8 protein-coding genes and 1 pseudogene are annotated in these 13,310 nt (G+C 58.0%); 6 read left to right on the top strand and 3 right to left on the bottom strand.

Annotation, left to right across the window (positions count from 1 at the left end):
• Both OWC48_RS35230 and OWC48_RS35225 read left to right on the top strand, forming a co-directional pair.
• A pseudogene (locus OWC48_RS35230) lies at positions 1-799 on the top strand (IS630 family transposase); the annotation flags it as partial.
• A gap of 746 nt (positions 800-1,545) precedes the next feature.
• Positions 1,546-2,682: an MFS transporter gene (locus tag OWC48_RS35225; RefSeq protein WP_282524119.1), complete on the top strand. Its 1,137-nt coding sequence runs from the start codon at positions 1,546-1,548 to the stop codon at positions 2,680-2,682.
• Positions 2,683-2,879: 197 nt separating this feature from the next.
• On the opposite strand, the gene OWC48_RS35220 is transcribed toward OWC48_RS35225, so the two are convergent.
• On the bottom strand, positions 2,880-3,887 hold the full coding sequence (locus tag OWC48_RS35220) for a GDP-L-fucose synthase (protein ID WP_282524109.1): 1,008 nt from the start codon (positions 3,885-3,887) through the stop codon (positions 2,880-2,882).
• Positions 3,868-4,953 carry a GDP-mannose 4,6-dehydratase gene (gene gmd, locus OWC48_RS35215; RefSeq protein WP_282524108.1) on the bottom strand — a complete coding sequence of 362 codons (1,086 nt, stop codon included), beginning with the start codon at positions 4,951-4,953 and terminating at the stop codon, positions 3,868-3,870. The genes OWC48_RS35220 and gmd overlap by 20 nt, the downstream gene beginning before the upstream one ends.
• 1,020 nt (positions 4,954-5,973) lie before the next feature.
• On the opposite strand from gmd, the gene glmS reads away from it, so the two are divergent.
• The 4 genes from glmS (at position 5,974) to OWC48_RS35195 (ending at position 11,971) form a co-directional block, all read left to right on the top strand.
• Complete coding sequence (glmS, locus tag OWC48_RS35210; RefSeq protein ID WP_282524118.1) at positions 5,974-7,800, top strand: glutamine--fructose-6-phosphate transaminase (isomerizing); 1,827 nt, start codon at positions 5,974-5,976, stop codon at positions 7,798-7,800.
• Between the two features lie 1,407 nt (positions 7,801-9,207).
• Entirely contained in the window at positions 9,208-10,056 is an 849-nt protein-coding gene (locus tag OWC48_RS35205; RefSeq protein WP_282524107.1) for a beta-L-arabinofuranosidase domain-containing protein, read from the top strand.
• A gap of 20 nt (positions 10,057-10,076) precedes the next feature.
• A complete protein-coding gene (locus OWC48_RS35200) occupies positions 10,077-10,691 on the top strand; it encodes a beta-L-arabinofuranosidase domain-containing protein (RefSeq protein ID WP_282524106.1) in 615 nt (204 codons plus the stop codon).
• Positions 10,692-11,566: 875 nt separating this feature from the next.
• The gene (locus tag OWC48_RS35195) at positions 11,567-11,971 is read left to right on the top strand and encodes a hypothetical protein (RefSeq protein ID WP_282524105.1); all 405 of its coding nucleotides are present in this window, start codon (positions 11,567-11,569) and stop codon (positions 11,969-11,971) included.
• A 925-nt stretch (positions 11,972-12,896) separates the two neighbouring features.
• On the opposite strand, the gene OWC48_RS35190 is transcribed toward OWC48_RS35195, so the two are convergent.
• Entirely contained in the window at positions 12,897-13,283 is a 387-nt protein-coding gene (locus OWC48_RS35190) for a response regulator transcription factor (protein ID WP_282524104.1), read from the bottom strand.
• Positions 13,284-13,310 lie beyond the last annotated feature (27 nt).

Below are 13,310 nucleotides of genomic sequence, written 5' to 3'. Positions count from 1 at the left end.
CTGACGCTGCTGGCCGACGCGATGGTCAAGCTCACCGATCACGACAGCCTGTCAGGCGAGACTGTGCGCCGCCGGCTGGCCGAAAACGACCTCAAACCGTGGCGCAGGGACATGTGGTGCATTCCCTGTGTCGACGGCGAATACGTCGCTCGCATGGAGGACGTGCTCGATCTCTACGCTGAAGCGCCGGACCCCGAGCGGCCGCTGGTCTGCTTCGACGAGACCCCGGTCCAACTCATCGGCGAGGTGCGTCAGCCGATCCCGGGTCAACCGGGGCAGCGCGAGCGCTATGATTACGAATATCGCCGCAACGGCACCGTCAATCTCTTCGTGACATTCGACCCCCATCGTGGCTGGCGCAACGTCAAGACGACAGAGCGCCGCGCTGCCGTAGACTACGCGCACTGCATGCGCGAACTCGTCGATGTCCATTATCCCGATGCCGCCTGCATTCGTGTCGTGCAGGACAATCTGTCGATCCATACTGCCGGTGCGCTGTATCAAGCATTTGCGCCTGCCGAGGCCCGGCGCATCCTGCGTCGCCTTGAGTTCCACTACACTCCGAAACACGCCAGTTGGCTCAACATGGTCGAGTGCGAGATCAGCGTGCTACAGCGCCAATGTCTCGGCCGCCGCATCGACGATCCCAAAAGGCTCCAAAACGAGATCGCAGCATGGCAACGGCGGCGAAATAAAACCCGAGACCGCATCAAATGGATGTTCACAACCGACAAAAGCACGCGACAAACTCGGCCGCGCCTATCCAACCACCGCCAAAGAGTCAAAATCACTGAGATGAACCACTAGTGCAGAGCGCCTGGGCTTATAACGTGAGGGGCGGTGATACTGATGGATTTGTGACTGCTACACTTGCTCCTTACCACCCACAGTCCGATTTGGTCGGAGCGACGGTCTCGGCGAACTGCGGATATAAGCGCTTGAACGATGCCGGCGGGCACCTCGGTATCGAATGCGCGCGCGTCGTGGACCTGAGCGACGCCGCCCTCTTCCGTGGCGCGAATGATGTCATGGAAACTACTTGGCGGCCTGAGACCAGGAATAATCGAATTTCAAAAGTATCGGGCCGACATTGACGGCTTCCGCGTGATAGCGGTCTTGTATTGATCTCGTGAGTCAGCGCCGTTACTTGCGATGAGAACTCCCGTTTTGCAAAAGCGGTAGGAAAACCTACGGCGGTGTTCACGCCGAGTACACAGTGGCGTCCGGCGCCGTTGGCTTTGCAGGGTTTGTAGGCTTTGCGACAAAGCCACAGTGAGCGTTGCGTCTCCGGTTGTCGTAGATCAGCAAAAACTGTCACCCTCTTATGGCCAGCTTAACCGGGAAGGAATAACCGAAACACCGTATCCACGGGCTCGACGATCACCGCCGGCTCGCGTAGTCCAGTAGTTTTTGTGACGGCATTGCATTTGCAGGGATAAAGAATGCCAGCTTGAGGCCATCATTGTCGATAGCGCCACATGCAGGCGACGCACGCAGGATGAGGGGCGTCGCGCTCGCGAGCCCCTTCTCTCAGGAGCACCCGTGATACTGTCTGCTAATTGGTCAGCCGGCCTGCTTGGGACTCGGCTCGCATTTTTTGTGGCCGGAGTCGGCCTCGCGGCCTGGGCGCCTTTGGTACCACTCGCCAAGGAGCGGCTCGCGGTCGATGACCGCATGCTTGGTCTTCTGCTGCTCTGTCTCGGAACGGGATCCGTCATCGCGATGCTTTTGACCAGCGTATTGAATGCGCGGTACGGCAGCAAGCCCATTATCCTCGCGGGTGGACTTGGACTCGCGATCATGTTGCCGTGCCTTGTAATTGCCGACACACCTGTCAGGCTCGGTGCTGCGCTGTTTGCTTTCGGTGTTTCACTCGGCTCGATCGATGTAGCCATGAACATTCACGCGATTGAATTGGAGCGCGACACGGGCTGTCCATTGATGTCTGGCTTCCACGCCCAGTACAGCATTGGGGAATTCACCGGCTCTGCCGCCGTGACCGCGTTCTTGTCGCTGCAGCTTGGCCCGGTTTTTTCGACGTTGGTCTGTTCGGCGTTAATGACGATCGCTATTGTATCGGCCTGGCCGGGGCTCGCGGCTGGGTCGGGGCAGCAGGGGCCATCGTTTGTTTTGCCCCATCGCAATGTGTTGCTAATAGCTGTGCTCGCGGCTATCACCTTTCTTGTCGAAGGTGCAATGCTCGATTGGAGCGCTTTGCTTCTCGTTGAACGAGAGCTTCTCGCGGAAGCGCACGGGGGCATTGGTTGTATGGTTTTCTCAATCGCAATGGCCGCAGGGCGTCTCAGCGGAGATGCCGTGGTGGCGCGAATCGGAGACCGTGCCACATTGATACTCGGGACTCTGCCGATCGTAACAGGCTTCTTGGCTGTGGTGGCCGCGCCCGTTGCGTTGATTGCTATGGCGGGGTTCCTGCTTATTGGCTTGGGTATTTCAAATGTTGTACCTGTACTTTGTCGACGCGCCGGCAACCAGAAAATGATGCCAGCAGGCGTTGCGATCGCGGTCATCACGACAGCCGGCTATGCGGGTATACTCGTTGGGCCCGCCGGCATTGGGTTCGTCGCACACATGTTTGGCTTGCGCTTGGCGTTTGGGATGCTGGGCGCGCTCATGTCCATCGTTACGCTGTCGGCGAGGATGATGATGACAGACCATCGCTAAGGCGAACTTCATGGCAGCAGGTCTCGATCATGGCCATTCTCCTTTTCCTGCAAGTGGTTGGCTGCGTCGTAGGTAGGATACACCGCGTCACTTGGGTTCTTGGCGTCCGATCGAGCCCCGTCGTTGACAATGAACGCTTGTCAACTGCGAAGCAAAGTTGGTCATTACGTGAGCGGCAAATCCGCTAGGCTGGACATTCACCGCCGATTAGTACCTAGGATTGCCCCGTTATCCCGGACAGGCAGATCACTCTGGTGCCGTCCATCGCTGTCGGCGCGATACGCTCGGTATGCCAGCTGAATGCCGTCCTCAAGCGAGGTCGTGGCGCGCCAGCCGAGCCCGGACAGCCGCCCGACGTCGAGTAGCTTGCGCGGCGTGCCGTCAGGGCGCGACGTATCGAGTCTGATCTCACCGCGAAAACCGATGGCGGCCGCGACCATGAGTGCTAACTCTTCGATACTGATGTCCTCGCCGGTACCGATATTGATAAGTTCGGGCGAGGAATAGGTCTTCATCAGATGGATGCAGGCGTCGGCGAGATCGTCAACGTAGAGAAATTCGCGGCGCGGTGTGCCGGTGCCCCAGACCACCACGCTCTTCGCGCCTGCGACTTTTGCCTCATGGAAACGCCGGATCAGGGCGGCAACCACGTGGCTCAGCTCGGGGTGATAATTATCGCCGGGGCCGTACAGATTGGTCGGCATCACGCTGATGAAGTCGCTGCCATACTGGCTGCGATATGCCTCCGCCATCTTGATGCCAGCGATCTTGGCAATCGCATAGGGCTCGTTGGTCGGCTCCAGCGGACCTGATAGCACGGAATCTTCGCGCAAGGGCTGCGGCGCCAGCTTCGGATAGATGCAGGACGAGCCCAGAAACATCAGCTTCTCGGCGCCGTTCTGATGCGCGGCCTGGATCACGTTCGCGGCAATCGCGATGTTGTCGTAGATGAACTCGGCGCGCAGCGTGTTGTTGGCGACGATGCCGCCGACCTTGGCCGCGGCGAGGAAGATCACCTGCGGCCGCGTTTTCGCGAACCAGTCGAACACGGCGGCCTGGTTGCAGAGATCGACCTCGCGCCGGTCGACCGTGACGAGCCGCACGTCCTCCCGCGCCAGCCGGCGCAGCAGCGCGGCTCCGACCATGCCGCGATGGCCGGCGACATAGACGCTCTTGCCCTTCAGCTCAAACGGTGCGTTTGCCACTGCCAGCGTCCCGTTTTGCCTCGGCCAGATCGCTTGCCATCATCTCCTCGACGAGCTGGGCAAAGCTGCGCTTCGGCGTCCAGCCGAGCACCTCGCGCGCCTTGCTGGCGTCGCCGACGAGGAGATCGACCTCGGTCGGACGGAAATAGGTCGGATCGATCTTCACCACGATCTTGCCGCTCGCCTCATCGACGCCGGTCTCCTCGACGCCCTTGCCGCGCCAGGCGATGCGGCGGCCGACATGGGCAAAGGACAGCTCGACCATCTCGCGCACCGAGCGCATCTCGCCGGTGGCGAGCACGAAGTCGTCGGGCTTGTCGGCCTGCAGGATCCTGTGCATGCCCTCGACATAGTCCCGGGCATGGCCCCAGTCGCGCTTGGCTTCGAGATTGCCGAGATAGAGCGTCTGTTCCAGCCCGACCTCGATGCGCGCGACGCTGCGGGTGATCTTGCGGGTCACAAAGGTCTCGCCGCGGATCGGGCTCTCATGGTTGAACAGGATGCCGTTCGACGCGAACATGCCGTAGGCTTCGCGGTAGTTCACCGTGATCCAGTAGCCGTAGAGCTTGGCGACGCCGTAGGGCGAGCGCGGATAGAACGGCGTCGTCTCCTTCTGCGGGATCTCCTGCACCAGGCCGTAGAGCTCGGAGGTCGAGGCCTGGTAGAACCGCGTCTCCTTCTCCATGCCGAGGATGCGGATCGCTTCCAGGAGGCGCAGCACGCCGATGGCGTCGGCGTTGGCGGTGTATTCCGGGCTCTCGAAGCTGACGGCGACGTGGCTTTGAGCTGCGAGATTGTAGATCTCGGTCGGCCGGATCTGCTGCACCAGGCGGATCAGATTGGTTGAATCCGTCATATCGCCATAGTGCATCAGGAACGGCACGTTGCCGACATGCGGGTCCTGATAGAGGTGATCGACGCGCGCGGTGTTGAACGAGGACGAGCGCCGCTTGATGCCGTGCACGACATAGCCGAGACCGAGCAAATACTCGGCGAGATATGCGCCGTCCTGCCCGGTAACGCCCGTAATTAGCGCAACGCGCCGCTTTGAGTCCTGAGCCGCCATGGTCTCTCTTAGTTGCGCCGCAAAGAGCCTCGCTGTGAAACACCATTGCGAAGCCGTTTCTCGATAAAACTAGATGTGCACGCGCGCTCCACCCGCAATTAAAGGAAAGCGATCGTTAGCTCCAGTCATACACACCATGCAGGAATGCACACTATATATACATTGATTTATATTTGGACTAAAGGATGCCAACACATTGAGCGTCAAAAATGAAGCCCAGCAACCCTAGCAGCGCGATAGTCCTAAGGCGAGATGGATGGCAAAACGCCCTTACGCGCGCCCGAGGCGTACTTGCCCCTGGGCGATGTTTCCAATGAGATAGAAGCGACGGTCTGTGCTCCTTATCTATCCTCAGGTGCATGTGTGCATTCGCGTGGTCTGGCCATGGCGTGGGAGAGCGACGAGCTGAGGTCGCATTCAATGCATTTGTCGGAATGACGGCATGCAAGCCAGCACACAGCCAAGCCTGCTCATAGAGCCGCAGTCTACAAAGCGCTGTTAGCTTCGGAACAGAACCCGCAGTCTTGTAGGTCGACTCATCAACCATGATCAGCGCCGTTGCCAATATCCAACTCGCGGCAGGCAGTGGACGGTCGACGCGAGACAAAGTGAGAAAGAGTAGCAAACGTTGGTATAGATCGTCGAACGTTTCGATATCGAGAGCTTACTTTCGTACAATGGAGCTTCGACGGCAATCCTTTAACCTTGACCGAGCGTAAGTTGCCTCGGTTCAGTATGATAAGTCTCTTAAACCCGCGCCGGAAAAATTATCTCCAGTAAGACAGGACAGTTAAAGCTAGAGCTGCCGCTGTTTGTACTCGATCGGCAGCCAAAAGCGGAATGTAGGCGGGCGAAGCGATGATGGCTGAAAGAGATCTAACTCACGCTTGTGAATGCGGCGGTGATACAGGCGGCCGCGAAAACCGAACTTGACACCTGTTACCATCGGGCAAGCGAATTTCATGACCGGGTTCCTGTAGGGGAGGTCGGACTCCTTAAACTTGGGCTGCATTGATCGATATGTGTGGAATTGTTGGCATTTTGGGGCGTGGTCCGGTCGTTGGGCAGTTGGTCGCGTCGCTCAAGAGATTGGAATATCGTGGCTACGACTCCGCGGGCCTCGCGACTCTCGAAGGTCTCCGTATCGAGCGCCGCCGCGCTGAAGGTAAGCTGAGAAACCTTGAGGAGCAGCTGCGCTGCTATCCGCCGTCGGGTCATACCGGCATCGGTCATACCCGCTGGGCGACTCATGGAAAGCCGACCGAGAGCAATGCTCACCCGCATGCGACGGAAAATGTCGCGGTCGTTCATAACGGGATCATTGAGAATTTCCGCGAGCTGCGAGCCGAACTGGAGCGGAATGGAGCCCATTTTAGCTCAGAGACAGACACGGAGGCGGTGGCGCATCTCGTCGAATCTTATCTCGAGAAGGGTTACTCGCCGCAGGATGCGGTACAAGCGTCGCTGCCGCGGCTGCGCGGTGCCTTCGCGCTGGCATTCCTTTTCAAGGCCCACGATGATCTTTTGATCGGTGCGCGTAAGGGGTCGCCCCTTGCGATCGGACATGGTAACGGCGAAGTGTATCTAGGATCGGACGCGATCGCGCTCGCGCCCTTGACCGACACCATCACCTATCTTGAAGACGGCGACTGGGCCGTGCTTACGCGCACGACGTGCGTGATTTATAGCGCAGACGGATCTGTCGTCGAGCGGGAAACATCAAAGTCTGGCGTATCGTCACTCCTTGTGGACAAAGCGAATTATCGCCACTTCATGGCCAAGGAAATCCACGAACAGCCGACAGTGGCCGGCAAGACATTGGCGCATTATCTCGACATGGCGGCCAAGCGCGTCGCCCTGCCCCTCACATTGCCGTTCGACTTTAAATCCATTCAGCGCATCTCAATTACCGCGTGCGGCACTGCAAGCTATGCCGGGCACATCGCCAAATACTGGTTCGAGCGGCTGGCGCGCTTGCCTGTCGAGATCGATGTAGCCTCCGAGTTCCGCTACAGGGAGGCGCCTTTGCGCCGGGGCGATCTCGCGATCGTCATCTCGCAGTCGGGCGAAACCGCTGACACGCTCGCTGCGTTGCGATACGCCAAGGACCAGGGCGTGCACACGATATCTGTGGTCAATGTCCCGACGTCGACGATTGCGCGGGAGAGCGAATCCGTTCTGCCGACGCTGGCGGGGCCAGAAATCGGCGTCGCCTCCACCAAGGCATTCATCTGCCAGCTGATGGTATTGGCCGCGCTTGCCATCGCAGCGGGCAAACAGCGCGATAAACTGTCTGAGATCGATGAATCGAAGCTTGTGCGTGAGCTTATCGAAGTGCCGCGGTTGATTGCTGCGGCCCTGTTGATTGAGCCGCAGATCGAGAAGCTCGCGCGTTATGTCGCCGACACAAGGGACGTGCTCTATCTCGGTCGTGGCACATCGGCCCCCCTGGCGCTGGAGGGCGCACTCAAGCTGAAGGAAATTGCCTATATCCACTCAGAAGGTTATGCGGCCGGCGAGCTCAAGCACGGACCGATCGCATTGATAGATGAGGCAGTGCCTGTGGTGGTGATCGCGCCTTATGACGGGGTCTTCGAGAAGACCGTCTCGAATATGCAAGAAGTTGCGGCTCGGGGCGGCAAGATTATCCTGATCACCGATTCGAAGGGTGCTTTGGAAGCGACGGTGGACACACTCATGACCATTGTGCTGCCGGAGATGGTCGCAAGCTTTACGCCGATGGTCTATGCCATTCCGGTTCAGCTCTTGGCTTACCATACCGCGCTCGTAAGGGGCGCGGACGTGGATCAGCCGCGTAATCTAGCAAAATCGGTGACTGTGGAATGAGGCGGCAATGTTGTATTGGAGCATTGAGGCCACTAATGGAGCGGGCGAGCTCAAGGAGAACGATCCCAGTATCAACAGGTCAATCATAGACCGATCCAGCTCGATGAGCAGAGTCAGTCCTGCTTGCGTCGTAATCGTCAACCAACCAACGCCAATGGGGGCGAGCGTTACCTTCCTGTCGTTCGAGCGGAACGGTCGATAATAAGTGGGAATTGCGGACAATGGGAGGTCCAAGTCGGCTCTCGGTTACCCAGCCTGCTATCTGCTTGCAGGGCGAAATCAGCCTATAGCTCGGCGCACAAAAGTGACTCTCTAACTCATCCTCCCACCTTGCCGAAGCCGACGAGCAAGTCGGTGCACACAACAGCTTCGGGCCGCTCCGTCGCGGCTTATTCACTGGCAGCGCATACGCGCGACAACTTACTTTTCCCGATTGCCAGCACGGCCCCATGTCGTTGAGCATGCACTTGGACCCCCGGGGACGATTGCTTAGGATTAGCAGTTCAGTTTTGTCGCTTCGATCGCGCGTAGCACCGGCTCACGCAATGTGGTTGGACCATACGCACCACCGCGGCCCTCCCAGCTGCTGCGTGTCAACAAATGGATTGTTAGAAGCTGGACATTCTCGCGCTAGTTCGAGCGCCTAAAACCGAGTGCAGGGCGGCGCCGCACCGGAAGGACGCGGCGCCCCCGGCTGTGGCGGCAGGAGAGTACGTCATTATATAATCCGGTGAAGGCCGACCCGCTCGTATAGCAGGATCGACCAGCCTTGCAGCGACGCGGGATTTAGCACGACTGGCAAATCCAGTTGGTGGGCCAGCGATCGCATCGGGTTCCTACGGGGAGCCGCAGATCTGGTTGACCAGAAGAACCGCTCCTTATTCTGGGCACGGGATTTGCTGTCCCGCTCCTCGACCGACTGCTGTCAACGCATGTCTGGGAGGGCGGCGCCTTAGGGCAGCCTCTCCATTTCTATCGTTTTGAAGCCTCGCACCGAGAGTACGAGTGTGCAGCGCAAATCTCAGGGCGACAAGCTCAACAACGTAATCGTGGCGAGGTGGCTTGCCAGGCTAGGTATCTTCCAAGGAGGAACGCGATGAATGATTGCAATGTGGCCGAAGTTGATCTTCACAACCTACAGGTCTCGGATCCGCTGATTGGGCAATGCCAGCAGCTGGTCAGGGAAGTGGCAATTCCCTACCAATGGGAGGTGCTGCCTTGCTGCCGGACGTGCGAGGGGCGAGTTCCATGGCACGGTTTTTCAGGACCGTGACGTCGCAAAATGGCTTGAGGCGGCTGCATGGTCGCTATGCCAGGCACAAATCCACAGCTGAAGAAAGCCGTCGATGAGCTGATTGAATTGATTGCGGCCGCCCAACGCGGCGACTAGACGATCGCAATCCCGAGGTGATACCGAGTCACGCGGTAGAGAACTTCCGCCTCTGCACAGTTTTCGGCCCAGAGCGCGATCAGTTGCACGGCTATGATGGCCATCCGGAAATCGAACTTGCGTTGGCACGCCTCTACGAAGCGACAAAGAAGCAGCGATATCTCACGCTAGCCAATTATTTCGTGGAGCAACGCGGCATGGAGCCACACTACTACGACATTGAGTACGAGAAGCGCCAGCAATCCTGCGTCCCCAAATCCGACGGCACGCCTTGGATGATAAAAAGCAAAGCGTATAGCCAAGCGCACTTGCCGCTTTCGGAGCAGCGGACTGCAACCGGTCATGCGGTTCGTTTTGTATACCTCATGACGGCAGTAGCTCATCTCGCGCGTCTGCGCCAGAACGAGCAGCAGCGCCAAATTTGCCTACGGCTATGGCAAAACATGGTCCGTCGCCAGATCTATATTACCAAAGCCATCGTCTCGCAAGGCGCCGGCGAAGCGTTCAGCAGCGATTACGATTTGCCAAATGATACGGCGTACGCGGAAAGTTGCGCGTCGATTGGCCTGATGATGTTTGCGCGCCGTATGCTGGAGATGGAATTGGACGGCCGCTATGCCGACGTGATGGAGCGCGCGCTCTACAATACCGTTCTCGGCAGTATCGCGTTCGACGGGCGTCACTATTTCTATGTTAACCCGCTCGAAGTGCATCCCAAAACACTGAGGTCTAATGGCATCTACAATCACGTCTCGCCGGTGCGACGACGCTGGTTTGGCTGCGCGTGCTGTCCACCGAACATCGCAGCCTTTTCAAATCGATTGGTCATTAAATCTACACGCCCAGCATCGACGCGCTCTATGTAAATCTCTACGTTGGTAATAGGGTGGCAATATCCGTGGACGGACATGCGCTGCGGTTGCTCATAAGCGGCAGCTATCCCTGGAGAGACCAGGTGGAAATCGCCGTCGAAGCTGCGCCGCCAATTGCCCACACGCTCGCCCTGCGCCTGCCGGAATGGTGCAGCGCGCCGCAGGCGAGCGTGAACGGCGAGCCTGTGAATTGCGAGCCGCGCAAGGGCTATTTGCACATTCGCCGAACGTGGCGGCAGGGAGATTGCGTCGAACTATCGCTGCCAATGCAAGTGCGTCGCGTATACGGCCATCCACAACTTCGCAATTTGGCCGGCAAGGTGGCCATCCAGCGTGGCCCCTTAATTTACTGTCTGGAGGAGGCCGACAACGGGACCGAGTTACACAACGTTTGGCTTAATGCAGACAGTCGGCTTTCCCTTATCGAGGGAGCCGGTCTCTTTAGTGGCGAGATCTTGCTGCAGGTCGGCGCGGCGCGGTTGCAATACACGCATTCTGAAGAATCGGCGCTTTATCAATACAACAAAGTGCTTGGACAGCTAGAACCGCAGCGGCTGACATTCATTCCGTGGTTCAGCTGGGCTAACCGCGGCGAAGGCGAAATGCGGATTTGGGTAAATGAGCGTTGACGCCGAACGCGCGGTCGCGCTTCCACGAGTCGACGTCAGACTACGTTTCTGGGGCAGGCGATATCGGTGCTCAAAGTCTGGAAATCGGCCAATCTGTGGAAGGCGGCTCGCGAGCTCCACTGGAACGTTGAAAAGAAAACCCGGATATGAGACGGCCGCGGCGGAACACCGAAAAGAGCACCATCGGATTGGCGTCAGCAGGTCAATCGGCGATCAACCAAATTCCTAATAATGGAGCTTCCTCGGAGCTGTTCGCGGCCTCTCATCAAAGCCTTATGAATGCCAATGGCACGAGCGTGTGCCGCCGTGTCGTTCAGAAGGAAGCCCTATAACAAGCCAACGTGAGGGCGGCCACGTCAGGTTTTGGTAAGCCAGGCTCCCTATCAGCGCCGCTGGGCCCAACAAGCCTACACTAGATTCGGAAATGTATGTCCGACGGGAGCACTAATCGCCATGTATAATCGGATCAATGGCTCGTCCTACTTCCAATCCCTCACTTTGCCGAAACTGATGAGCAAATCGACGCAGACAACTTTGCTGATGCGTTCGCCAATATGCGCTTAGAGGAATCTGGCTCGAGTGGCAGTTCATCTTCAGCAACGAGACCGTATTCGCTCGTTTCAACCCCTCCCATCATAGAGTTCAAGGATCGTCACTCATTCCGAAAAGCCGCGGAGGCCTATCATGGCGACGAAATCGAGTACATCGCCGACAACCTCCAAGAGTACTCCGACTTCGTGTCCGCCAAGGCAAGGCGAACTGCAGAAGTTGCCAAAGACTACGGGACAACCCGAGATTCCGAGAATGCGCGATACTTCAGCTACCAATTGGGCAACAAGAGTGTCGGACTTCTAAGAATGAAAGGCGGTGACAGCATGACCGAGTTCGACGTCAAAAGGTGGAAGAAGCTATTTCCTGGACGCCACGGGACTACCTCCACTGTGGATCTTCAAGTCGTTCATCCGCTTGTCGAGAACGCTGGCGATATCCTGCTGGAGCACCAGCTTCGAATCGGCGGCGAACAGCCGCTGCTCAATTTGCGTCCGGCTAATCCGCAAGCAAGAGCCCGTGCGGCAAAGATGGGATTCGTCGAGGTTGACGCCGACAACATGGTTCTCGACCCAGAGAAGTCAGACAAGTGGGTAAGAAATAGCGACGGCGAATGGCAGCGAAAAGGCACTGCAGCGCGGTATCTTTCCAAAGCTGACGACAGTGAAGGTAGTGATACCGAGATCCCAGCGAGCCCCTCAACATACGATTATGAGGATGATTTTATGTGACCATGGGATCACCGGTGATTGGGCCCGATGGAGTAGACTAATCTAGCCTGCTCCGGGCTGCCCTGTGTTTATAGCCGTTTCGGCTGAGAGTTCCTCTGAGTTGGCTCAGAAGACCGCCCCCAGAGTGCTCCTTGGCCTAGCGGTTGCTGAGTTGTTTGAGCGTTGGAAGTAGGGGCTCACTGCGCAAGGCAATTGCGGCAATGCTCGCTGCGGCGAGGACCTGCACGGGGTGCCGCCAAAGTGCGTCCGGCCGCCGAGGGGCCGGGCGTGTTGCGCCGAGCACGTTGGAGGGCTTGAAGACAGAAGTCTTCTACAGATGACTGACGGCCTACGAAGTAGTAAGGGCGTGGACGCCTGCCGTGAGTCGGTGGACAAAGAAATTTACAGCGAAGCGGCGCCCGATGGACAAGACGGCCGGCATGCATCAACGGACATAACGACGCCGTGAGCACGAGCATCGTTCAGAGCTCTTTCACTAGAAAAGCCTCAACACAACACGCGAGGCGGTTGTCCTGGGCGAAGCTCCGTTATGATCATCACTGCGGTCGGGCTGCGAACAGCCAATCTCTTGCTTTGTCGAGCGCTCTCGCGCCAGCTCCACTCTGCAATGGAGTATATAGCCTCGATCCAGACGAGTTGAGAAGTGCTTAGGGTCGTCGATTGCTTTGGGTGAGCATTACGTTGAACGTCGACCTACAGAATGAGTCGAGCTAGCGTGCCCTTCCGGCCCTCGCAGCGATAAGGTTGTTCTGCGCCAATGTAGCCGCCCGGCGATAGTCGGTAAAGCATGGACAAGGCGACAATTGGCCTCTCGCTCGCGTTTTAGAGCAAGTAGCGCGTTTGACCGCGAAGAAGTTGATCGGTGGCGAGATCGACGCGTGGAGCGTTTAGATCGGACATCAATTCAAGCCGCGGGTTGATTGCATCAGATGCCCCCTAGGCCGTCATACGCGTTCAGTGCGGTGTCGAGGCACTCGATTAACTCTTGTCCGGCAAAGGGTTTGGCGAGGAAGCCAATCGCTCCGGCGCCCAGCGCTGACGCGCGCAAGCGTTCGTTGGGGAAAGCCGTAATGAAAATGAATGGTGCGTCGTAACCACGTGTCCGCATCTCTGCCAACAGCTCCAAGCCGCTCATAGCCGACATCTGCACATCGGTAATGACACAGGATGTCTCGTCCAATTGCGGGGACCTCAGGAGTTCCTCGGCCGACGCAAATATTTGGGTGATGTAGCCACGCGATTTCAAAAGATTCTCTGTCGCCGCACGGACCGAGGCGTCGTCGTCAACGACGGAAATCAAAGGCGTGGACAAGACGAGCCCTCCTGAAGGGGGAATAGC

Origin of the sequence: Bradyrhizobium sp. Arg816 (assembly GCF_029989365.1) — a bacterium.
Classification (GTDB): Bacteria; Pseudomonadota; Alphaproteobacteria; order Rhizobiales; family Xanthobacteraceae; genus Bradyrhizobium.
This window is presented reverse-complemented; position numbering and strand designations above follow the sequence as displayed.